The organism is Streptomyces sp. SolWspMP-5a-2 (assembly GCF_900091845.1).
Classification (GTDB): Bacteria; Actinomycetota; Actinomycetes; order Streptomycetales; family Streptomycetaceae; genus Streptomyces; species Streptomyces doudnae.
The window spans coordinates 25427-49018 of the sequence record NZ_FMCI01000400.1; the positions used below are offsets into that span (position 1 = coordinate 25427).

Consider the following 23592-nt stretch of genomic DNA (forward strand, 5'->3'; position numbering starts at 1 on the left):
TTTGTCGTGGGTGAGTCCCTGTACACCGTCACCACCATGCCCACGGGGCGCCGACCCGGCTGTCCCTTCGATCCGCCGCCCGAGCTGCTGGAGGCCCGCAGGCACGGACCCCTCAGCCGGTACGTCTTCCCCGGCGGCGTGCCCGGCTGGCTGGTCACCGGGTACGACCTGACCAGGGCGGTGCTGGCCGACCCGCGGTTCAGCTCACGGTGGGAGCTGATGCGCCACCCCACCGTCGACCACGGCGACGCCCAACCGCCCCCGGCGCCGCCGGGCGAGTTCCTCTTCATGGACGAGCCGCGCCACGGCCGCTACCGCAAGCCGCTGATGGGCAGGTTCACCGTGCGGCGGATGCGGCTGCTCACCGAGCGCGTCGAGGAGATCACCGCCGAGCACCTGGACGCCATGGCGGAGGCGGGCCCGCCGACCGACCTGGTGACCGCCTTCGCCAAGCCCGTCCCCGCCGTCCTGATCTGCGAACTGCTCGGTGTCCCGCACCCGGAGCGGGAGGCGTTCCAGAAGCAGGTCGACGCGTTCCGGGACCTGGAGTCGGACCGCGAGGACCTGATCGCGGCCTACGAGGCCACCCGCGGCCACCTCGCCGAACTGGTCACCGCCAAGCGCGCCCACCCCACCGACGACGTGCTCAGCGAACTGACCGACGGCGACCTCACCGACGAGGAACTGGTGGGGATGTCCCTCTTCCTGCTGGCCGCCGGTCTCGACACCACCATGCACATGCTGGCGCTGGGCACCTTCGCGCTGCTGCGCCACCCCGAGCAGCTCGCCGCGCTGCGGGCGGACCCCGCGCTCACCGACCGGGCCGTGGAGGAGCTGCTGCGCTATCTGAGCGTCGGCAAGACGTTCATGCGGACCGCGCTGGAGGACGTCGAACTGGGCGGCCACACCATCGAGGCGGGCCAGACGCTGATCCTCTCCTACAACACCGCGAACCGTGACCCCGAGCGGTTCGCCGATCCCCACGTGCTCGATCTGCACCGGCGCGACGGCGCGCACATGGCCTTCGGGCACGGCATCCACCAGTGCCTCGGGCAGCAGTTGGCGCGCGTCCAGATGCGCGTCGCGTTCCCCGCGCTGATCCACCGCTTCCCCACCCTGCGCCTCGCCGTGCCCGCCGAGGAGATCGAACTGCGCCCCGAGGCGGAGATCGCGGACGTCTTCGGGGTGAAGTCCCTCCCGGTCGCCTGGGACACGTGAACGACGCTTCCCGGGCCGCCGCGACGCGTCACGCGGGTCGGCCCGGCCCCGGCCGGCGGACCACCGAACGGCCGTAACTGTGGTGAACGGGGATGCAGTTCGCCGGTCCCCCGACAGATCGTGACGCCATCCGCCGCCTCTCCGTCCCGCTCAGAGGAGCGCCGCCATGCACGTCGAAGAACCGACCCGGGTACCGCGCCGGTACAAGTCCCCCCAGCAGGACAGCGCCCGCTGGACCGACTTCCCGCTGCGCGACGGCGACATCGTCGTCAGCAGCCCCGCGAAGGCGGGCACGACATGGGTGCAGATGATCTGCGCGCTGCTCGTCTTCCAGACCCCCGAACTCCCGAAGCCGCTGTCGGCCCTGTCGCCGTGGCTCGACCAGCTGTTCACCCCCCAGGAGCAGGTCTACGCGCAGCTCGCCGAGCAGGAGCACCGCCGCGTCATCAAGACGCACGTGCCGCTCGACGGCCTGCCGCTCGACCCGCGGGTGAGCTACCTCGTCGTCGCCCGCCACCCCCTCGACCGGGCGCTGTCCATGTACCACCAGGCCGCCAACGTCCGGGCCGAGTGGCTGCACGCCTTCAACAGCGACCAGGACAGCGACTCCTCGGGACCGTCCTCGCTCACCCTGCCGCCGGTGCGCGAGTACCTGCTGAACTGGTGCCGCCCCCATCCGTCCGACGGCTGGGAGCAGGACGTGGCCGCGGCCGAACTCCACCACCCCCTCGACGCCTGGCACCGGCGCGGCGAGCCCAACGTGAGGCTCCTGCACTACGACGACCTGTGCGCCGACCTGGCGGGCCAGATGGCGTCGCTGGCCGACTGGCTCGGCATCACCGTGGACCGGTCGGTGTGGCCCGAGCTGGTGAAGGCGGCCACCTTCGACGAGATGAAGGACCGCGCGACCTACCTCGCGCCGGACAAGGAGGTCCTCGCCGACCCGGCCCAGTTCTTCCGCGAGGGACGCTCGGGCGGCGGCCGCGACGTGCTCACCGAGGACGACCTGGCGGCCTACCACGCGCGGGTCGGCGCCCTCGCCCCGCGGCCGTTCCTCGACTGGCTGCACGGCGGCGGGGCCCTCGACTGAGCCGCGGCGGCTCCGCGCCGCCCGCACCCGGGCCCCCACCGCACCGGGGCCCCGGACCACCTGACCGACCTCCCGCCCCGATCTCCGTAACGACGAAGGAGACAGCGCAGTGACGCAGTCCGCAGCACCACGGCGAGCCACCGCCCCCACCCCCGGCGACGCGTTCGACGTCCGCCCCGTCTCCGGCGCCCTCGGCGCCGAGGTGCGCGGCGTCGACCTGAACGAGATCACGGACGCGCAGTTCGACCGGATACACGCCCTCATGCTCGAACACCTCGTGCTGTTCTTCCCCGACCAGGAGAAACTGACCCCGAAGGCACACGTGGCGTTCGGCCGCCGCTTCGGCGAGGTCGAGGTCCACCCGTTCCTGCCCAAGCTGCCGGACCACCCCGAGATCACGGTGATCGAGCCCGACAAGGGCGGCAAGGCCGACGAGTGGCACATCGACGTCAGCTTCAGCCCCAGCCCGCCCATCGCCTCGATCCTCCACCTGATCACGTGTCCCCCCGCGGGCGGCGACACCATGTGGAGCAACCAGTACCGGGCCTACGAGACGCTGTCCCCCTCGTTCAAGGAGATGCTGGAGGGCCTCACCGCCGTCCACGTCCTGAAGATCCCGCCGGTCGTCGAGATGTCCGCCGAGCACCCCGTGGTCCGGATCCACCCGGTCACCGGCCACCGGTCCCTCTACGTCACCCGCATGTGGACCTCGCACATCCCGCAGCTCTCCCGGCAGGAGAGCGACGCCGTGCTCCAGCACCTCTTCGAGCACTCCGAGCAGCCGGCCTTCACCTGCCGCTACCGCTGGGACCCGCACACCGTGGCGCTCTGGGACAACCGGGTCACCCAGCACATGGCCATCAACGACTACCAGGAGCACCGCCGCGGCCAGCGCGTCACCGTCAACGGCGACCTGCCCACCGGCGGCACCCCGGCCAAGCCCGAGTACCGGCGCAACGGCGACGAGCGCTACTACCCGCGCCGCGTCAACGCCCGCGTCGGCTACTGAGGACGCACCCCGCCGCCCGCCCCGCCCGGCCGCGGGCACCGGCGTAACTGCGGCAAGCCCTGGTGCGGTGCGCCGGGCACTTCCCGAACATCGCTACCAGGCCGGGGCGAGACCGGACGGCCGCGCCCCGGTCCCGAGTCGGCCCCGGTCATGTGTCCTACGGAGGAAGACGTGCGTGGAACCCAGCAACCGGCCGCCCCGCCGCCCGGGAACCGGCCCTCCCCGGCGGGCTCCCGGGCGCCGGGCATCGTCGGTGTCGGCACCGCCGTGCCGCCCTCGTCGTACACACAGCGCGAGATCCTCGACACCTTCGGCATCACCGACCCGAGGATCCGCTCGGTGTTCCTCGGCGGGGCCATCACCCGCCGCAACCTCACCCTGCCCCCGACGGGTCCCGACGGGAGGCCCGCCGCGGAGTCCCAGGGCGACCTGCTGCGCAAACACACCGAGACCGGACTGCGGATGGGCCGCGAGGCACTCGAACGCTGTCTGGCGGACGCCGGCGCGACCCTCGCGGACGTCCGCTACCTGTGCTGTGTCACCTCCACCGGACTCCTCACCCCCGGATTGTCCGCGTTGCTCATCCGGGACCTCGGCATCGAACGGTCCTGCCAGCGCCTGGACGTCGTCGGCATGGGCTGCAACGCGGGACTGAACGCGCTCAACGCCGTCACGGGCTGGGCCGGGGGACATCCGGGCGAACTCGCCCTGATGGTCTGCGTGGAGGCGTGCTCCGCCGCCTACGTCTTCGACGGCACCATGCGCTCCTCCGTCGTGAACAGCCTCTTCGGCGACGGCTCGGCGGCCGTCGCCGTCCGGGCCCCCGCACACCCGGGCGAGGACCCCGATCCGGCCCCCAGGCTGCTGGGCTTCACCAGCCACATCATCACCGAGGCCGTCGACGCGATGCGCTACGACTGGGACGACTCCCACGGCAAGTTCAGCTTCTACCTCGACCCCGAGGTGCCCTACGTCGTCGGCGCCCACGCCGAGACCGCCGTGGAACGGCTGCTGGCGGGCACCGGACTGCGCCGCGACGACATCGCGCACTGGGTGGTGCACTCCGGCGGCAAGAAGGTCATCGACTCGGTCCGGGTCAACCTCGGCCTGTCCCGCCACGACGTGCGGCACACCACCGGAGTCCTGCGCGACCACGGCAACCTCTCCAGCGGCTCGTTCCTGTTCTCCTACGAGCGGCTGCGCGACGAGAAGGCGGCCGTGCCCGGGGACCTCGGGGTGCTGATGACGATGGGGCCAGGATCCACCATCGAGACGGCCCTGGTGGGCTGGTGACGGAAGGAAACCCCGGCGACATGAGGACCGAGCCCGACCGCACGGGGCTGCCCGGCGGACTGGGAATCGTGGCCCGGCTGGACGGCGCGAGCCCGCTGCCCGAGCTGACCGCCACGCTGAACGCGGTGTGCGAGGAGGCCGAACAGCAGCGGGAACGCACCGTCGTCGTCCTGCGGTTCACGCACACCTCGCCGCAGACCCGCGAATGGCCCGCGGACGTGACCGTCCAGGAGGTCAACCGCTGGGAGCGCGCCGTCCGGCGCCTCGAACGGCTCGACAACGTCAACATCGCCGCCGCCCAGGGCACCTGCGGCGGCCCCGCCCTCGACCTGCTGCTCGCCGCGGACTTCCGGATCGGCACCCCCGACCTGCGGCTGATGCTGCCCATCAACGACGGGCACTTCTGGCCCGGCATGGCCCTCTACCGGCTCGTCCGCCACATCGGCCTGGCCCGCGCCCGCCGCATCGTGCTGTGGGACTCCGCCATCACGCTCGCCACCGCCACCGAACTCGGCGTCGTCGACCAGGTCAGCGACGACCTGGACGAGGCCGTCCACACCGCGGCCGTGCTGCGCGGCCGGCTCTCCGACCGCGAGACCCGCATCCGCCGCCGCCTGCTGGAGGAGGCCGCCTCCGCCGAGTACGACGACGCCCTCGGCGCCCACCTGGCCGCCTGCGACCGGGAACTGCGCCGCCTGCGCGCGGGCCGGGCCGACGGGGCGGCGGCCGCCCCCGTGGAGCTGGGGACGGAGGCGGGACGATGAGCACCGATCCCTCCACCGCCGCTCCCGCCCTCGCCGTCCCCGACCCCACCGGCCACATCGGGACCGACGCCCGGCGGCTGGCCGGGCACGTCGCCGCGGCCGAACGCCGGCTCGCCGCACTGCCGCCGGTGCCCGACCGCACCCCCGAGGACCGGGACCGCGCCGCCGCGCTGCACGCGGACGCCAGGCTCGCCCGGCGCGCCTTCCTCGCCCGGCACACCGAGATCGTCTACGCGCTGCTCACCGACGGGACGACCCGCCGGGTGCGCCTGCCGGAGCTGGTCCGGGCCGCCGCCGAACGGTTCCCCGGCCTGGTGCCCACCCCCGCCCAGATGGCGGCCGAGAGCCGCTGCGTCCAGGCCGGGAAGGAGGGCCGCGAGATCGACCAGGCCCTCTTCTGCGGCGCGGTGCTCCGCTCGCCCACCGCGGGCCGCCACCTCGTCGAGACCATGCTCCACCCCACCCCGCGCGCCCTCGCGCTCCTGGACACGTTCAGGGCGGCGGACCGGGTCGAGCTGGACACGGTCCTCGTCGAGCGCCGCGGCACCGCGGGACACGTCGAGTTCCGCAACACCGCGCGCCTCAACAGCGAGGACGCCCGGCTCGTCGCCGACCTCGACACCGCCGTCGACCTCGTCCTGCTCGACGACCGGATCAGGGTCGGCGTCCTGCGCGGCGGTGTCGTCGACCACCCCGCCTATCGGGGTCGACGCGTCTTCAGCGCGGGCGTCAACCTCACCGATCTGCGCGACGGCCGGATCCCCTTCGTCGAGTTCCTCCTCGGCCGCGAACTCGGCTACGTCAACAAGATGCTGCGCGGCCTGCTCACCGACCCGGCGCCCGGTGCCTGGAGCGAACGCGGCGTCGCCAAGCCGTGGATCGGCGCGGTCGACACCTTCGCCATCGGCGGCGGCATGCAGCTCCTGCTCGTCCTCGACCACGTCGTCGCCGAGGAGGACTCCTACGTCAGCCTGCCCGCCGCCGAGGAGGGCATCGTGCCGGGACTCGGCAACCTGCGGCTGACCCGGCTGACCGGGGCCCGCCTCGCCCGGCAGGTCGTCCTCGGCGGCCGCAGAATACGCGCCACCGACCCGGACGCCCGGCTGATCTGTGACGACGTCGTGCCCGCCGACCGCATGGACGACGCCATCGACACCGCGGTGACCGCCCTGTCCGCCCCCGCCGTCGCCGCCAACCGGCACATGCTCACTGTCGCCGAGGAACCCCTGGACCACTTCCGCGCCTACCTCGCGGAGTTCGCCGTCGCCCAGGCGCACCGCACCTACGCCCCCGACGTCCTCGACAAGGTCGAACGCCGCTGGCGGGAACGCGAGCGGCGCCGCGCCGCGGGACGGACCCAGCCGTGACCGACACGACCGACCTGGACGCCCGGCACCTCCACGGCTCGCTCCAGGACCCCGTCCTGGGCACCATCGGATTCCTCAACGAGGTGATGAGCCGGCACCCCGACGCCATCTCCTTCGCCCCCGGCGCCCCCCACCCCGATTTCGTCCAGGGCCTGGACCCGCGCGCCCTGACCGACCGCTTCCTCCGCCACCTGCGCACCGACCACGGCCTCGATCCGGCCCGCGCCGAACGCACGCTCTACGAGTACGGTCCCGCACGCGGCCTCATCAACGACCTCGTGGCCCGAGCACTCGCCGCCGATCAGGGCATCCACGCCGCACCCCGCGAGATCGTCATCACGGTCGGCGCCCAGGAGGCGATGCTGCTCACCCTGCGGGCCCTGTGCCGCGACGACCGGGACGTCCTCGCCGTGGCCGACCCCTGCTACGCCGGCATCGTCGGCGCGGCACGCCTGCTCGACATCCCCGTGCTCCCGGTCCCCGAAGGACCCGGCGGAATCGACCTCGACCGCCTTACCCGGCACTGCCGTGAGGCCCGCGCGGCAGGCCGCCGCGTCCGCGCCTGCTACGTCGCCCCCGACTTCTCCAACCCGGGCGGCGTGCGGATGACCCTCGCCGCCCGCCACCGCCTGCTCGACCTCGCCGCCCGCGAGGACCTGCTGCTCATCGAGGACAACGCCTACGGATTCACCGCCCCCGAGGACGACACCCGCCCCGGCCTGAAGGCGCTGGACACCACCCGCCGCGTCGTCCACGTCGGCACCTTCGCCAAGGTCGGCTTCCCCGGCGCCAGGGTCGGCTACGCCGTCGCCGACCAGCGGGTGCGGCACGCCGGCGGCGTACGTCCGCTCGCCGCGGAACTCGCCGACCTCAAGAGCATGGTCACCGTCAACACCCCGGCCCTCAGCCAGGCGGTCGTCGGCGGCCTCCTCCTGGAACACGGCGGCTCGCTGACCGCCCTGGCCCGCGGCAAGGCCGAGCGCTACCGCGACAACCTCGCCCACCTGTCCGACGCCCTCCGGCGGCACCTGGGCGACGGCATGCCGCCGGGCGTCGTCGCGCACCGCCCGGCGGGCGGCTTCTTCGTCCGCGTCGACCTGCCGGTCCCCGCGGACCTCGCACTCCTGGAGGTGTCGGCCGACCGGTACGGCGTCCTGTGGGCCCCGATGCGCCACTTCTCCCTCACCGACCGCGGCGACCGGCAGATCCGGCTCTCCTGCAGCTACCTCGACCCCGAGCGGATCGAGACCGGCGTCCGACGGCTCGCGGACTTCCTCAGGAAGGAGACCGGGGGATGAGCACCGGCCCCGCACCGCGCGCCGCCCCCCGGTCACCGGCCACACCGTGCCCGCGTCCCGTCCCCCACGAAAGGCCCCGCCGATGCGCCTGAACAGCTACGACGACTTCACTCCGCTGAAGGAGATCGTCCTCGGCTCCGCGGACGGCTACCGCGACCGGGTGCGCGACATGTCCTTCGACATGTTCATCAGCGACAACCTGTCCGGCGCCCGCGGGTACTACCCCTCCCTCTCCACCTGGCGGGACAGCGAGGAACGCCGCCATCGCAACGACCCCGACCGGCTGGCGCTGCGGTCGCGGTTCCTCGACGAGATGATCGAGGACGTCGAGGGCATCGCCGACCGGCTCACCGAGCACGGCATCACCGTGCACCGCCCCCTGCCGCTCCCGCCCGGCCTGACGGCGGTCGCCACCCCCTCCTTCGGAGCCGCCGTCACCCCGCCGCTCAACCTCCGCGACAACACCCTCATCCTCGGCGACGAGATCATCGAGACCCCGCCGACCCTGCGCGACCGCTACTTCGAGACCCAGTTCCTCAAACCGGTCTTCCTCGACTACTTCCGCGCGGGCGCCCGCTGGACGACCATGCCGCGCCCGATGATGACCGACCACTCCTTCGACCCGGCCAACGTCGACATCGCCGCCCCGAACATCGAGGCCCCCCTCCAGCCGCGGGACTCGCCCCTCGACGTCGGCCTGGAGCCCATGATCGACGGCGCCAACTGCCTGCGCCTGGGCCGCGACCTGATCGTCAACGTCTCCAACCCCAACCACGCCCTCGCCTTCGACTGGCTCGAACGCCACCTCGACGGACGCTTCCGCGTGCACCGCATGGAGAAGCTGACCCAGAGCCACATCGACTCCGTCGTCGTCCCGCTGCGCCCCGGCACCCTGCTGCTGCGCGACGCCGGCGTCCTGGACTACCTCCCCGAGGCGCTGCGCGGCTGGGACGTCGTCGTACCGCCCCCGCCCGGCATCGACGACTACCCCCAGTACGAGAACGACGACCCGATCCCGGCCAGCCCCTACATCGACCTGAACGTGCTGTCCCTCGACGAGGACACCGTCATGGTCAACGACGCCTGCAAGACCCTCGTCGCCACCCTGGAGCAGCACGGCTTCACCGTCGTCCCGGTCCGGCACCGTCACCGGCGCCTGTTCGGCGGCGGCTTCCACTGCTTCACCCTGGACACGGTGCGCACCGGGGGCGCCGAGGACTACCTCGCCTGACCGCACGGGCCCGTCCGGCCGCCCCCGAGCCGACCCACCGACCAGCAGGAGCCTGACCATGCAGGAAGCAGCACCCCACCGGGCCGACCCGGAGCGCACGGCGTCCCGGGCACCGTCGGACGCCGTCGCCGCGCTGGCCGACGGGTGCGGGACGGACACCGAGTCGGTGCGGCTCGCCGCGCGGCTGAAGGTCGCCTCGGTGATGCTGGGCGTGCCCACCACCCCGCCCGACGCCACCTGGCGGGAGCTGGTGCGTCACGTGTCCACCGCCGCCGGGCGCGAGGAGGCCCGGGAGAGCTGGGCCGGTGCCGGCGCGCAGTCCGGCGCGGAGCCCGAGCGGCTGGACCGCTACGCCCTGCGCGCCCTGCACCTGATGACCGCGGAGCCCGACGCGCCGCACACCCGGCACGGCCTGCTCACGCAGGACGAGACGGACGCCGTCGTCGCCGCGGGCGCGGGCCCCGTACGACCGCTGCCCGGACGCCGCTTCCACGAACTGTTCGAGGAGCGCGTGCGCCGCCACCCCGACGCCGTCGCCGTCGTCCACGGCACCACCACGCTCACCTACCGTCGCCTCAACGAGGAGGCCAACAAGATCGCCTGGGCGCTGCTCGGGCAGGGCCTGGCCCCCGAGGAGGTGGTCGCGGTCGTCACCGAGCGCCACGCGCGCTGGCCCGCCGCCGTGCTCGGCGTGCTCAAGGCGGGCGGCTGCTACCTGCCCCTGGAGCCGGGGTTCCCCGCCTCGCGCATGGCCGGGATCCTCACCCGCAGCGACTGCCACCGGGTGCTGTCCGACTCCGCGGTGCCGTCCCTGGACGACGCCCTGCGCGACCGCGACACGATCGTGCGGATGTCCGTCGAGGACCTCGTCCGGGGCGAAGGACCCACCCATGACCCCGGCGTCCCGGTGACCGGCGACCAACTGGCGTACGTCTACTTCACCTCGGGCTCCACCGGCGAGCCCAAGGGCGCGATGTGCGAGCACGACGGCTTCCTCAACCACCTCTACGCCAAGATCGAGGACCTCGGGGTCCAGGACGGCGACACCGTCGCGCAGACCGCGCCGCAGTGCTTCGACATCTCCCTGTGGCAGCTCGTCTCGCCCCTCCTCATCGGCGGCCGCACCCTGCTGGTCGAGCAGGCGAACATCCTCGACGTGCGCCGCTTCCTCGACCTGATGAACCAGCACGGCGTGCAGGTCGCCCAACTGGTGCCGACCTACCTCGAACTCCTCCTCGCCGAGACCACCGACGGCCGCGCCGCGCTGCCGCACCTGCGGGTCATGGCCGTGACGGGAGAGGCGCTGAAGAAGGAACTGGTGCGCCGCTGGTTCGAGACCTTCCCCGGCGTCCCGCTCGTCAACTGCTACGGGCTCACCGAGGTCAGCGACGAGTCCCACCACGGCGTCATGCACGCCGTGCCCGACCACCACTCCGTGCCGCTCGGCGCCACCATCCGCAACGCCCGCGCCTACCTCATGGACGACCGGCTCCACCTGGTGCCCGACGGCGCGCCCGGCGAGATCGTCATCGCCGGGGTGCCGGTCGGCCGCGGCTACCTCAACGACCCCGACCGCACCGCCGCCGTCTACGGCCGCGACCCGCACCGGCCGGGCGAACGCCTCTACCGCTCGGGCGACTTCGGCCGCCGCCTGCCCACCGGGGAACTGGCGTACCTCGGCCGCCGCGACGCCCAGGTGAAGATCAGCGGCTTCCGCATCGAGATCGGCGAGATCGAGGACCGGCTCCTGCAGGTGCCCGGCGTCCGCGACGGCGCCGTCGTCGTCGCGGGCACCGACGACGAGGCCCAGCTCGTGGCCTACTACACGGACGAGGACGCCCCGGGCGCCGCGGAGGTCGCCCGGCACCTCGGCGCCTCCCTGCCCGACTACATGGTGCCGCCCCGGCTCCACCGGGCGCGCGAACTGCCCCTGTCCGCCAACGGCAAGATCGACAAGATCGCCCTCAGGGCCCGCGCCCGCGCCACCGGCGCCGACGGCACCGTCGCCGCGCCGCTCAGCACCGCCACCGAACACCGGGTCGCCGCCGTGTGGGCACGCCTGCTGCGGGTGCCCGAGCAGCGCATCGGACGCGACTCCAGGTTCACCGACCTCGGCGGCACCTCGCTCACCGCGATCCGCCTCGCGATCGCCCTCGACCGGCAGGTGAGCGTCGCCGAACTGCGCACCACGCCCACCGTCGCCGACGTCGCGGCTCTGCTCGACCGCACGTCCGCCCCCGCTCCGGCCGCCGCGAGCCCCCGCCCGGCCCCCGGTCCGCCCACCCCCGCCGAAGGCCCGGCCCCGCTGCGGATCCTCGACACCGGCACCGGGGGCGCCGACCCCGCGGCCCGCGCCACCGCGCACCGGGACGCGGCCCTGACCGCACTCGCCGGGTCCGGCGCCGTCCTGCTGCGCGGCCTCGACATCCGCGACCCCGCCGACGTCGCCGCCGTCGCCGCCGCGCTCGGCATCGAGCCGATGACCGAACGGGAGGGCTTCGCACCCCGCACGACCCTCGCGCCGGGCGTCCACTCCGCCAGCCACTGGCCGGCCGCGGACCCGATGTGCATGCACCACGAACTGAGCCACGCCGCCACCGTCCCCGGCACCCTCCTCTTCGCCTGCCTCACCGCACCGGACAGCGGAGGCCGCACCACCGTCGCCGACTCCCAGCAGGTGCTCGCCGCCCTGCCGCCCGACCTGACGGCCCGCTTCGCCGAGCACGGCTGGCTGCTGCGCCGCATGTACCACGACGTCGGCCTCGCCTGGCCCGATGCGTTCGGCAGCACCGACCGCGCCCAAGTCGACGCCTACTGCGCCGGAGCCCACATCGAGCACACCTGGCTCTCCGACGACCGGCTCCTGACCCGCCAGCGCCGCGCCGCCGTGGTCGCCCACCCCCGCACCGGAGCACCCGGCTGGTTCAACCAGATCGCCTTCCTCAACGGCCGCACCACGGACCCGGAGATCCGCGAGTACCTCACCGACGTCTACGGCCCCGACGGGCTGCCCTTCGACACCGCGGCGGGCGACGGCACACCCGTCACCGCCGACACCGTCGAGCGCATCAACGCCGTCTACGACCGCTTCACCGTCGGCACGCCCTGGCGGACCGGCGACGTCCTCCTCGTCGACAACATCCGCACCGCGCACGCCCGCGAACCCTACGAGGGCCCCAGGAACATAGCCGTCGTCCTCGGCGACCCGGTCACCCTGCCCGGCCACGTCCTGCCCCTGCCCGACGGCGGGCCCTCGTGACGGGCCCCCGCGCCGCCACCGCCGCAGACCCGCCCGCCACCACCGGCGAGCCGGTCACCGCACCGGCCTCCTACGCGCAGGAACGCGCCTGGCTCGCCGCCTGCCTCACCCACGACACACCGACCTACTGCGCGGTCGACGAGTTCCCCGTCCACGCGGGAGTCACCGAGGACGACCTCGCCCGTGCCCTCGCCGTCCTGACCGAACGCCACGAACCCCTGCGCACCGTGCTGCGCACCGTGGACGGCCGGCTCACCCAGGACGTGTACCCCCGGCTGGAACCCCCCGTGGACCACCTCGACCTCAGCGGACACGACCACGCCGCACGGACCGAGGAACGCCGCTCGCTGCGGGCCCGGCTCGCCCGCCACCCCTTCGACCCGCTCCACGCCCCGCTGTGGCGCGCGACCGTCCTGAAACTGGGGGAGGGGGTCTGGTCGGTGCTGTTCGCCGCCCACCACACCGTCTACGACACCGCCTCCCGGTTCAACGTCCACGCCGAACTCACCGAACTGTGCGCCGCCGCCGAGGAGGGCCGCGCCCCGCGCCTGCCCCCGCTGCCGTTCGGCTACGGCGCGTACGCCCGCCGCGAGCGCGAACGGCTCACCCCCGGCCGCCGCGCCGGTCTCGCCGCGCACTGGCGGGCCCACCTGGACGGACTGCCGCCCGTGCACCCGCTGCCGCTGGACCGCCCCCGGCCACGGGCCCGCGCCTTCCAGGGCGCCGAGGTGCGGACCGCCCTCCCCGTGGACGTCACCGCCGCCCTGACCGCCGCCGCCCACCGGCACGGCACCCGCCCCGCGATGCTGTTCCTGGCCGCCTACACGGCCCTGCTGCACCACCACTCCGGAGCCGACGACCTCGCCGTCGGCCTGCCCGTCACGAACCGCGCCGACCCCGGCACCCGCTCCATGGTCGGCACCTTCGTCAACATGCGCGTCCTGCGCGCCGACCTCACGGGCGACCCGGACCTCACCGAACTCGTCCGCCGCACCACCGCCGCCGTCCGGGCGGGGGAGCGGCACGACATCCCCTTCCAGGCACTGGTCGAACTCCTGCCCGCGCCCCGCCTGCCCGGCGTGCCGCCCGTCTACCAACTGGCCTTCAACCACACGCCGGCCGGCATCCTCGGCGCCCCCGTCTCCTCCTGCGAGGAGGACCTGCTGCTGGACGTCGCCGACGGCACCGCGCGCCTGGTCTACGACACCGCCCTCTTCGACCGGACCACCGCCGACACCCTGCTCGCCGACTACGTCCGGATGCTCGCCACGCTCCTGGACGCCCCCGGCACCCGGCTCTCGCGGCTCCGCGCCACCCCCCGCACCCGCAACGCCCCGGCCCCCGCCGACCCGGCACCCGCCGCCACCGCCCCCAGCGGCGCCGCGCAGAAGCGGGTGGCGGCCGTCTGGGAGGAGGTGCTCGGCACCGGCGTCACCGACGTCCACCAGGACTTCTTCGCCCTCGGCGGCCACTCGCTCCAGGCACTGCGGATACTCGCCCGCCTCACCGGCGGCCACACCACCGCGCCCACCCTGCGCACCTTCTTCGCCGACCCGACGGTGGCCGGGCTCGCCGCCGCACTCGCACCCACCGACCCCGGGAGGACGGCATGGCGGTGACCGGCCGGATCGACGGCGTCCCCAGCGACGTGTGGCACCAGGAGGTGCTCGCCCCGCAGTTCGCCCACGAGGCCGAACACCTGCTGCCCCACTACCTCGCCATCGAGAAGGCCCTCCTCCTGGAGTACCTCCGCATGGGCCTGGTGGACCCCCAGGGCGCGGCGGTGGTCGCCGACCGCCTCGCCACGATCGACCCCGACGCGATCCGCGCCGACCCCGAGCAGAACATGTCCGACATCTCCTTCGCCGTGGAACGCCACGTGCAGGCGGGCACCACCCCGCCCTTCCCGGCCTGGCACGTCGACCGCAGCCGCAACGACCTCCAGGTCTGCGCCCAGTTGATGGCGGCCCGCGACAACCTCCAGGCCGTCGCCGCGGACCTGGCGGCCTTCGGCCACGCGGTCACCGCGCTCGCCGCCCGGTACACCGACACCCCGATGCCCGGCCACACCCACGGCCAGGCGGCCCAGATCATCACCCCCGGCTACCATCTCGCCGCCCTCGCCGCCGAGACCACCGCCGCCCTGCGCCGCATGCTGCACACCTACGACGAGACCGACGCCTGCCCCCTCGGCTCGGGAGCCATGGCCGGACAGGAACTGCCCTGGGACCGGCCCCGGCTGGCCGCGCTCCTCGGCTTCGCCCGCACCCAGCCGCACGCCCTGGTCGGCGTCGCCTCCCGCACGTGGACGACCGCCATCGCCACCGACCTCGCCTCCTACGCCGCCGTCCTGAGCCGCTTCACCACCGACCTCATGACCTGGAGCGGCGCCGGGTTCGGCTTCCTCGACCTGCCCGACGAACTGGCCGGAATCTCCGCCGCCATGCCGCAGAAGCGCAACTTCCCCGTCCTCGAACGCATCCGGGGCCGCTGCGCCCACGTCGTGGGCCGGGCCGCGGACCTCGTCGCCGGACAGCGCAACACCCCCTACACCAACACCGTCGAGGTGTCCAAGGAGACCGGCGCCCACCTGCACGTCCAGACCGTCGCCATGCGCTCCCTGCTGCGCCTGGCCCACGCCGTGGTCACCGGCGCCACCTTCCGCACCGACCGGATGCGCGCCGCCTGCGCCGAGGACCACCTCGGCGGGTTCACCCTCGCCAACCGCCTCACCCTCGACTGCGGCATCCCCTGGCGCACCGCCCAGATCATCGCCGGACGGTACGTCAGGCACGCCGTCGACCGGGGTCTGAGCGCCCAGCGGCCCGACCCCGGGCTGCTGCGGGCCTGCGCCGCCGAGTCGGGGCACACCGCCGAACCCGCCGACGTCCTGCTCACCGAGTCCTTCGACATCGACCGCGCCCTGCGGGCCAAGCGGTCGGCGGGCTCCGCCCACCCCGAGCGCGTACAGGACCTGCTCGCCGAGCAGCAGCGCGAACTCGACCGGCTGGAGGCGGAGTTCACCCAACGGGCCGGGAACCGGACGGCGGCGGCCGGACACCTGGACACCCTGCTCGCCGTCCCGGAGCGCCCATGACAGGACCGGCACCGGCCGCCCGCCGCGCGGGCGTGGACCTGGACGAGGGAACCGGCGCCGCCTGCGGCACCTTCGGCGAACTCCTCCAGGGCGTCCTGCCCGACGGCACGGCCTTCCTCGTCACCTTCCCCATCACCTTCGGCACCCGCGCCTGGTTCCGCCTCGACCGGCACGGCCCGCTGCGGGTCTACCCCGCGCACAAGACCAAGTCGCTCACCCTGGCCCGGACCATGCTCGACGCCCGCGGAGCAGGAGGCGGCGGCTCCCTCGTGCTGGACAGCGACCTCCTCATCGGCAAGGGACTCGCCAGTTCCTCCGCCGATCTCGTCGCCACCGCCCGCAGCGTCGGCACCGTCCTGGGCCTGGACACCTCGCCCGCCGCCGTCGAGGACTGGCTGCGCCCCATCGAACCCACCGACGGGGTCATGCACCCCGGCGTCGTCGTCTTCGAACACCGCAGCGTCCGGCTCCGCGCCCGCCTCGGCACGCTGCCGCCCGTCACCGTCGTCGCCGTCGACGAGGGCGGCCGTCTGGACACCGTCTCCCACAACCGGCGTCCCCGGCACGTCCCGCCCGCGGTGGCCGCGGAGTACGCGCGGCTCGTCGACGACCTCGCCACCGCCGTCGGCCGCGCCGACCTGCGGGCCGTCGGAGCGGTCACCACGCGCAGCGCGGTCCTCAACCAGCGCTGGCTGCCCAAACGCCATCTCGACGCCCTGACCGGCATCGCCGACCGCGTCGGCGCGCTCGGCGTGGTGTGCGCGCACAGCGGCACCATGCTCGGCGTCCTGCTCGACGCCACCGCCCCCGGTCACGACGAGACGCTCGCCACCGCACGCGCCGCCTGCGAGCGGCTTCCCGGCACCCTCTCCGTCTACCGGTCCGCCGCCGCGACGGACCACCCCTCGGCGGATGCGCGGGTGCCCTGACCCGGCCCACGGCGGCCCCGGAACCGGAACGACCGGACCGTACCGCCCCTCACCGCCGCCCACCCGAGCGGCAGCAGAAGGAGACAAGGTGAACGAGGAGACCCTGACGGCCCTTGCGCGTACCTACTACTCCAAGGTCGACGCCGGTGACGTGGACGGCCTGCTCGACCTCTTCACGGCCGACGCCGTCTACCGGCGCCCGGGGTACGAGCCGATGCGCGGACGGCAGTCCCTGAACTCCTTCTACCGGGGCGAACGCGTCATCGCGGAGGGCCGCCACGAGGTGCTCTCCATGACGGCGGAGTCCCCGCGGGTCGCGGTCACCGGGACCTTCTCGGGCGTCCTCAAGGACGGCAGCCGGGTGCGCCTCGCGTTCGCGGACTTCTTCACCGCCGGGGCGGACGGCCTGTTCACCCACCGGGAGACGTACTTCTACGCGCCGCTGGTGTAGACACGCCGCCGCGCCGCCCCCGGGCACCGGCTTCCTTACGGCGCCCGGCACGGCGGACGGCGCCCCTCCCGCCGGGTGCGCGGCCGTCGCCGGCCGCGCACCCGGGGACAGGGACGCCGTCCCGCGGTCACCCGGACCGCCGCCGCGTCACACCGGGGTCGACGCGTCGGCCCGCTGCCAGTGCATGCCGTCCCGGCTGACGACCAGTCCGTCCCCGCCCGCCGCGGAGTCGTCGACCGCCTCGCCGAAGGCCGCCTGAAGCTGGATGAGCTGTCCCTGGGAGTGGATCTGCCGCGACTGCTGCAACAGGTCCTTCTTGCGCCGGTCGCGGTGGGCCTCGGAGGTGAGCGCCGTGTCGTCCGAGGCGCCGCCGCCGACCAGCCCGACGAACGCCTCCGCGCCGGGAGCGGTCTCCCGCAGGACATCCCTGGCCGCGCTGAAGTACTGCTGCTCGTCGCGGTTGACGTCGTAGAACGTGACGAGGAAGTCGTGGAAGACCTGGTACTCCCTGCGGTAGCGGGCCTCGTACTCGGCGAAGCACTCCGCCTCGTCCAGATCGCCGCGCAGGGCGGTGTTGAGGGACCGCGCGGTGAGCAGGGCGCCGAAGGTGGCCAGGTGGACGCCGGACGAGAACAGCGGGTCGATGAAGCCCGCCGCGTCGCCCACCAGGACCATGCCGGGGCGCCAGAACGCGTCGTGCAGGTAGGAGTAGTCCTTGCGGACGCGGATCTCGCCGTAGGGACCGTCGGTGACCCGCCGGGCACCGCTCAGGTAGTCGCAGACCAGGGGACAGTCCGCGATCAGCGCGGCCAGCGCCTCCTCGCGGTCGCCGCGCACCCGGTCCGCGCACTCCGAGCGCACCACGGCACCGACCGAGGTGAGCGTGTCGCTGAGCGGGATGTACCAGAACCAGCCCGCGTCGAAGGCCACGCAGGTGATGTTCCCGGAGTTCGGCGCGGGCAGCCTCCGGCCGCCCTCGAAGTAGCCGTAGAGCGCGATGTTGCGGAAGAACTCCGAATAACGCCGCTGGCCGCCGAAGTGCGCCTTGAGCCTGCTCTGGTGGCCGGAGGCGTCGACGACGAACCGGGCCCGTGTCACGTGCTCGGCGCCGTGCTCGTCCTCGTAGCTCACCCCGCACACCCGGCCGTCGTCCTCGACCACGTCGCGCACCGCACAGCGCTCGCGGACCTCGACGCCCTTGCGGCGGGCGTTGTCGAGCAGGAGCTTGTCGAACTTCATGCGCTCGACCTGGTAGGCGAACGACGTCGGACCCGCGAACTTCTCCGAGAGGGCGAAGTCGAACGACCACGGTTCGGTGTTGGAGCCCCAGCGGAAGGTTCCGCCGCGCTTCTTCACGAACCCGGCGTTCTCCAGCTCCTCGGTCACGCCGAGCAGGCCGCATATCCCGTGCACCGTGGAGGGCAGCAGCGATTCACCGATCTGGTGGCGGGGGAACTCCTCCTTCTCCAGCAGCAGGACGCGATGGCCCTGCATCGCCACGAAGGTCGCCGCCGACGACCCGGCGGGGCCGCCTCCGACGACGATCACGTCGAACGATTCCGCCGACTGCGAGTCGTGGGCAGTGGTCATGCGGGCGCCTTCCGGACCGAGGAGACCGGCGCACCGCGCCGACCGGCGCAGCCTGCACGCTGCCACCGTACGGAATGCTCGCGAACCGCGACAGACGCCGCTTCGGTGGGATCCACCGTTACGCGTCCGGGCCGGGACGGCCGCCGGAGCGGTGCCACCGGCAGGCGCCGTCCCCGCGCGGGCTCCCGCCGTAACGGTGGATCCCACCGAGGAACGTCCCGCCGCGAGGCAGCAGGATGGCTGCGCGGCGGTGGACCGGCCACCGTGCCGAGCACGAAGAAGGGACGGTGCGCCGAGTGAACCCGTTCGACGATCCGGATGCCGTGTTCCAGGTCCTCGTCAACGACGAGGGACAGCACTCCCTGTGGCCCGCGTTCGCGGAGGTCCCCGACGGCTGGACCGTCGCCCACGACAAGGACAGCCGCGCGGCCTGCGTCGCGTACATCGAGGAGAACTGGACCGATCTGCGGCCCAGGAGCCTGGTCGAGGCCATGGAGGGCTGACCCGCCCCGCGCGACGCCCACGTGAGCCGCGCGCCGACCGCCCGGAGCGGCCCGCCGCCGTCCGGGCTCCGCGCACGGCCGCGCGGAGATCCGTCACCGTCCGCCGCGCCGTCGCGGCACACCGCCAGGGAGCGCGCATGCGTCATGACACGGTGGTCGACGCCATCGGCAACACCCCGGTCGTCCGCCTGCGCGTGGCGGCCGCGGAGGGCGTCGAGGTCTACGCCAAGCTGGAGTTGCTGAACCCCTACGCCATGAAGGACCGCGTCGCCCGCCGGGTGATCCTGGAGGCCCGGCGCAGCGGCGCGCTGCGGGACGGCGCGCCGATCGTCGAGAGCTCCTCGGGGACCATGGCCCTCGGGGTCGCCCTGGTGGGCACCTACCTCGGGCACCCGGTGCACATCGTCACCGATCCCCGGATCGATCCCGTCACCCTCGCCAAACTGGAGGCGATGGGCTGCGAGGTGCACGTGGTGGAGGCGATGACCGCCCAGGGGTGGCAGAGCGCCCGCCTGGAACGGCTGGCCGACCTGATGCGCGACCTGCCCGGCGCCTGGTGGCCGCAGCAGTACAGCAACCCCGACAACCCCGCCGCCTACCGCACCCTCGCGGCGGAACTCCTGGACGACCTGGGCACCGTGGACGTCCTGGTCGGCTCGGTCGGCAGCGGCGGCTCGCTCTGCGGTACCTCCGCCGCGCTCCTGGAGAGCGCACCCGATCTGAAGGTGGTCGGCGTCGACTGCGTCGGCAGCGTCCTGTTCGGGCAGCCCGACATCGCCGGCCGCAAGCAGAGCGGACTCGGCAACAGCCTGCACCCGGAGAACATCGACCACCGGCTCCTCGACGAGGTCCACTGGCTCTCCGACGACGAGGCGTTCGAGGCGACCAGGAGCCTCGCCCGGGATCAGAAGATCTTCGCCGGGAACACCTCCGGCTCGGTCTACCGCGTCCTCACCCACCTCGCCGCGCACGCCGCCCCCGGGACCCGGATCGTGGGCATCATGCCGGACCGCGGGGACCGTTACACCGACACCGTCTACCGCCACGAGACCTCCGGACCGGTCGCCACCGCACCGGTCGAGGTGCCCCTCGGGACGACGGTCGGCTCCTGGTCCTACGCCTCGATGCCGCGCCGGGACCGGCCCGTCCTCGCCTTCGTGGAGTCCAACACCACCGGCACCGGCATGCTCGCCCTGCGCACCGCGACCCGGCTGGGGTTCGCGCCGGTCCTGCTCACCAAGGACCCCGCGCGCTACCAGGGCCTGGACGCCACCCGGTGCGAGGCCGTCACCTGCGACACCGAGGACGACGCCGCCGTCCGCGCCGCCGTCGCCGCGGCCGCCGCCGGGCGCACCGTCGCCGGTGTCACCACGACCAGCGACTTCTATCTGGCGCACACCGCGCGTCTGGCGCGGGCCCTCGGACTGCCCGGCCACGCCCAGGAGACGGCCGCTGCCTGCCGCGACAAGTCCCTGACCCGCCAGGCGCTGGGCGACGCGGGCGTGCGGCAGCCGCTCCACGCCGTGGTCGGCGACCGGAGCGGGGCGGCCGCGGCCGTCGCCTCCGTCGGCCTGCCCTGCGTGGTCAAACCGGCCGACGGCTCCGGTTCGCAGGACGTGCGCTGGTGCGGCGACGAGGCCACCGCCCTCGCACAGGTCGCGCTGATCCTCGCCGCGACCGAGAACACGCGCGGCCAGGCACGCGCCGGGAAGGCGCTCGTCGAGGAGTACGTCGAGGGACCCGAGTACAGCGTGGAGATGTTCTGCGCCGACGGTGAGGCCGTGTGCGTCGGCGTCACCCAGCGCACCACGACCCGACTGCCGTACTTCGTCGAGACCGGCCACCTCTTCCCGGCCGCGCTCTCCTCCGCGGCGCGGGCCGAACTCGCCGAGACGGCACGGCATGCCCTCAAGGCGATCGGCTTCGAACGGGGCCCCGCCCACGTCGAGGCACGGCTGACCGAGGCGGGAGCCGTCGTCATGGAGATCAACGGACGCCTCGCCGGCGGGATGATCCCGGAACTCGTCCGTGCCGCCACCGGCATCGACCTGCTGGACCAGCAGGTGCGCGCCGCGACCGGCCGCCCCCTCAGGCTCGTCGCGGACCGGGCCCGCCACGCCGGACTGCGCTTCCTGACCGCGCCCCGGCACGGACGGCTGATCGGCGTGACGGGCACGGCCGAGGCCGCCCGCGTCCCCGGCGTCGAGTCCGTCGTCACCACGGGCACCCCCGGCCGCCTGGTCCGACCCCCGCGGGACGCCTACGACCGCCTCGGCCACGTCATCGCCGTCGCGGCCACCCCGCAGGAGGTCGACGCCGCGCTGGACCGCGCCATGGAACTGCTCCACGTCGAGACGGCCCCCACGGCGTCCAACGGTGACGAGGCGGAGGGGGAGCCGGGGGTCCCGGCACGACCGGTTCACTGAACCACGGACATCCCGCACGCGGCCCGGCACCCCGGCGCGCGGTGGTGGATGCCGGGCGGGAGCGGGAGCGCGCCGGGGGAGGGGCACCGGGTCGATGAGCAGCTGAAGGGCCAACGCGCCGCGCTCGCTGAGGAGGAGCAGGCCGACGCCGATCAGGCAGGAGGGTCTGGTTGTACCGGCCGGCTCAGCTGCGCGGGACGGCGTCGTCGACGAAGTCGGCTCCGGCGGCGACGGCGATCTCGGGGCCGAGGGCCGCGGCCGGGGTGTGGGCGCCGGGGCGTCCCTTGCCCGCACGGAGCTGGAGAGCCGTCTGCGCGGCCACGGCGGAGGTGAAGTCCATGGCGTCGCCGGTCCGCAGCCACCCCTCGCGGACGGTGCCGTCGGGCCAGGTGACGACGGCGTGGCCCCAGGTGTGGGGGCGCGGACGCGGGGCGGTCCTGGCCCTGATCCTGGACATCCGGCCGATCGCGAAGGTCCGTACGGCCCGGACCCGCAGGATCGCCGACAGCAGCGGCAGGACGGCGCGCACGGCGGGCGACTCGGGGACGAGACCGGACGTCGCCGACACGGAGCGCGCCCCGCTCACCCGGTGCGCTGCGACGAGTTCACCGGAGGGAACAGCGACCGCGGACACGCGTGCGCCGTCGGGCAGGGTCAGGCGGTGGACCTCCCCGCCGAGGCGGGTCCTGACCAACCGGCCGTCCTCGTAACGCCGTCCGCCCATCGCGAAGCCGTCCACGATGCTGGTGGCGAGGGCGACGCCGAGCACTCCTTCCTCGACGGCGACCGAAGCGAACGCGTCGACCCGGACCCGGCTCGGGACGGGACGGTTCGCGCACAGCCGCGCCACGATCGCCTCGGTTCCGGCGACGCCGAACCCCGCGCCGGTCACCAGGGTGCTCCCCGCCGCGACGGCCTCGTCGTGCAGGGCGAAGAGACGGTGGAAGGCGGTCGGATCGTTGGCCTGGTCGAGGTAGTGGCCGCCGGGCAGGCAGGCGCGCGCGAGCGGGACGGCGCCGGCGGCGTAGTCGCCGATGGTGTTGACGACCACGGCGGGCCGCTGCCGGGTGATCTCCGCCGCCATGGCGTCCGCCCCCGCCGCGACGACGATCCTCGCGTCGCCGTGGAGCCCGAGGTCGGCTGCGGTCCCGCGCAGTCGAGGGGCGTCGCGCCCGACCAGCACGGGGACGGCACCGGCCGCCACGAGCTGCGCCGCCACGGCCCGGCCCACCCGGCCGGTGGCCCCCAGAACCCAGATCTCGCCCTGTGTCATACGTCGTCCACCCCATGTGATGTCTCACTGTGTCATCACCAGGCTAGCACCGATGTCACACTGAGACATCCCCATGGGTAGGATGCGGGCATGGCACGTTGGGACGCTGGAGCTGCGGAACGCCTGCGCGAGGCGGCACTCGACCTGTTCGGCGAGCACGGCTACGACGCCGTGACGGTGACCCAGATCGCGGAGCGGGCGGGGCTGACCCGGCGGACCTTCCACCGGCACTTCCCGGACAAGCGGGAGATCCTCTTCGCGGGCTCCGAGCGGCTGCCGCCCGCCGTGGCCGAGGCGGTGCTCGCCGCGGATCCCGGACTGCCGCCGCTGCGCGCGGCGCTGTCGGCCCTCCGCGAGGTCGGCACGGAGATCAGCGCGACGGTCACCGACGCCGGGCGGCGCAGAGCGATCGTCCGGTCCAGTCCGGAGCTGCTGGAGCGCGAGCGCAGCAAGTCGGCCGATGTCACCGCCGCGCTGCGACACGCCCTGGAACAGCGCGGAGCCACGCCTGCCGAGGCGCACCTCGCCGCACGCGTGGCCGCGATCGTCTCCGAGGAGGCGTTCGGCCGCTGGGCCACTGCCGAGGGGCCCTTCGGAGAGTGCTTCGACGGCGCCGAGGAGGCGCTCCGCGCCGTGCTGGCCGAGGCCACCTGAGCCCGCCAGCAGACCAGCCCGACCGAGGCGGCCCGCACGGCGGGGGCCTGGGCCGGGAGCGTAGTCCTCGACAGGGCACCGAGCCGGTCGGCGGCACTCGGGGCCGGGGTGCCGTCCGGTGCGCGGTGAAGGGGGCACCG

At 73.9% G+C, this 23592-nt stretch carries 18 protein-coding genes; 16 read left to right on the forward strand and 2 right to left on the reverse strand.

Annotated elements, in window-relative coordinates; all coding sequences use genetic code 11:
* Nucleotides 1-6 precede the first annotated feature (6 nt).
* The 13 genes from GA0115242_RS39555 to GA0115242_RS39620 all read left to right on the forward strand — a co-directional run bounded on the left by GA0115242_RS39555 (nt 7) and on the right by GA0115242_RS39620 (nt 17006).
* On the forward strand, nt 7-1218 hold the full coding sequence (locus GA0115242_RS39555) for a cytochrome P450 (RefSeq protein WP_093836483.1): 1212 nt from the start codon (nt 7-9) through the stop codon (nt 1216-1218).
* A 166-nt stretch (nt 1219-1384) separates the two neighbouring features.
* Nucleotides 1385-2308: a sulfotransferase domain-containing protein gene (locus GA0115242_RS39560; RefSeq protein WP_093836484.1), complete on the forward strand. Its 924-nt coding sequence runs from the start codon at nt 1385-1387 to the stop codon at nt 2306-2308.
* Between the two features lie 109 nt (nt 2309-2417).
* Nucleotides 2418-3317 carry a TauD/TfdA dioxygenase family protein gene (locus tag GA0115242_RS39565; protein ID WP_093836485.1) on the forward strand — a complete coding sequence of 300 codons (900 nt, stop codon included), beginning with the start codon at nt 2418-2420 and terminating at the stop codon, nt 3315-3317.
* Between the two features lie 171 nt (nt 3318-3488).
* Nucleotides 3489-4610, forward strand: coding sequence for a 3,5-dihydroxyphenylacetyl-CoA synthase DpgA (gene dpgA, locus GA0115242_RS39570; protein ID WP_370672357.1), 1122 nt, complete (start codon nt 3489-3491; stop codon nt 4608-4610).
* A gap of 20 nt (nt 4611-4630) precedes the next feature.
* Nucleotides 4631-5374, forward strand: coding sequence for an enoyl-CoA-hydratase DpgB (dpgB, locus tag GA0115242_RS39575; RefSeq protein WP_093836487.1), 744 nt, complete (start codon nt 4631-4633; stop codon nt 5372-5374).
* A complete protein-coding gene (gene dpgC / locus GA0115242_RS39580; protein ID WP_093836488.1) occupies nt 5371-6741 on the forward strand; it encodes a (3,5-dihydroxyphenyl)acetyl-CoA 1,2-dioxygenase DpgC in 1371 nt (456 codons plus the stop codon). The genes dpgB and dpgC overlap by 4 nt, the downstream gene beginning before the upstream one ends.
* Nucleotides 6738-8039 carry an aminotransferase-like domain-containing protein gene (locus tag GA0115242_RS39585; protein WP_256089861.1) on the forward strand — a complete coding sequence of 434 codons (1302 nt, stop codon included), beginning with the start codon at nt 6738-6740 and terminating at the stop codon, nt 8037-8039. The genes dpgC and GA0115242_RS39585 overlap by 4 nt, the downstream gene beginning before the upstream one ends.
* An 82-nt stretch (nt 8040-8121) precedes the next feature.
* Nucleotides 8122-9270, forward strand: coding sequence for a glycine amidinotransferase (locus GA0115242_RS39590; RefSeq protein ID WP_093836489.1), 1149 nt, complete (start codon nt 8122-8124; stop codon nt 9268-9270).
* Between the two features lie 58 nt (nt 9271-9328).
* Nucleotides 9329-12529 (forward strand): non-ribosomal peptide synthetase, encoded by a 3201-nt coding sequence (locus GA0115242_RS42270; protein WP_237549586.1) that lies wholly within the window; start codon nt 9329-9331, stop codon nt 12527-12529.
* The gene (locus GA0115242_RS39605) at nt 12526-14148 is read left to right on the forward strand and encodes a condensation domain-containing protein (protein WP_093836490.1); all 1623 of its coding nucleotides are present in this window, start codon (nt 12526-12528) and stop codon (nt 14146-14148) included. The genes GA0115242_RS42270 and GA0115242_RS39605 overlap by 4 nt, the downstream gene beginning before the upstream one ends.
* Nucleotides 14139-15626 carry an argininosuccinate lyase gene (locus GA0115242_RS39610; protein WP_093836491.1) on the forward strand — a complete coding sequence of 496 codons (1488 nt, stop codon included), beginning with the start codon at nt 14139-14141 and terminating at the stop codon, nt 15624-15626. The genes GA0115242_RS39605 and GA0115242_RS39610 overlap by 10 nt, the downstream gene beginning before the upstream one ends.
* Nucleotides 15623-16555: a GHMP family kinase ATP-binding protein gene (locus tag GA0115242_RS39615; protein ID WP_093836492.1), complete on the forward strand. Its 933-nt coding sequence runs from the start codon at nt 15623-15625 to the stop codon at nt 16553-16555. The genes GA0115242_RS39610 and GA0115242_RS39615 overlap by 4 nt, the downstream gene beginning before the upstream one ends.
* Before the next feature lie 88 nt (nt 16556-16643).
* Complete coding sequence (locus tag GA0115242_RS39620) at nt 16644-17006, forward strand: nuclear transport factor 2 family protein (RefSeq protein ID WP_256089862.1); 363 nt, start codon at nt 16644-16646, stop codon at nt 17004-17006.
* 147 nt (nt 17007-17153) lie between these two features.
* Here GA0115242_RS39620 and GA0115242_RS39625 read toward each other — a convergent pair whose 3' ends face one another.
* Nucleotides 17154-18596, reverse strand: a complete 1443-nt coding sequence (locus GA0115242_RS39625; RefSeq protein WP_093836494.1) for an FAD-dependent oxidoreductase — start codon at nt 18594-18596, stop codon at nt 17154-17156.
* Nucleotides 18597-18892: 296 nt separating this feature from the next.
* On the opposite strand from GA0115242_RS39625, the gene GA0115242_RS39630 reads away from it, so the two are divergent.
* Both GA0115242_RS39630 and GA0115242_RS39635 read left to right on the forward strand, forming a co-directional pair.
* Nucleotides 18893-19099 (forward strand): MbtH family protein, encoded by a 207-nt coding sequence (locus GA0115242_RS39630; protein WP_256089863.1) that lies wholly within the window; start codon nt 18893-18895, stop codon nt 19097-19099.
* 137 nt (nt 19100-19236) lie between these two features.
* Nucleotides 19237-21525: a pyridoxal-phosphate dependent enzyme gene (locus tag GA0115242_RS39635; RefSeq protein ID WP_093836496.1), complete on the forward strand. Its 2289-nt coding sequence runs from the start codon at nt 19237-19239 to the stop codon at nt 21523-21525.
* Nucleotides 21526-21709: 184 nt separating this feature from the next.
* On the opposite strand, the gene GA0115242_RS39640 is transcribed toward GA0115242_RS39635, so the two are convergent.
* Nucleotides 21710-22798, reverse strand: coding sequence for a saccharopine dehydrogenase NADP-binding domain-containing protein (locus GA0115242_RS39640; protein ID WP_093836497.1), 1089 nt, complete (start codon nt 22796-22798; stop codon nt 21710-21712).
* Between the two features lie 90 nt (nt 22799-22888).
* Here GA0115242_RS39640 and GA0115242_RS39645 point away from each other — a divergent pair, with 90 nt between their 5' ends.
* A complete protein-coding gene (locus GA0115242_RS39645; protein WP_093836498.1) occupies nt 22889-23452 on the forward strand; it encodes a TetR/AcrR family transcriptional regulator in 564 nt (187 codons plus the stop codon).
* Nucleotides 23453-23592: the final 140 nt, after the last annotated feature.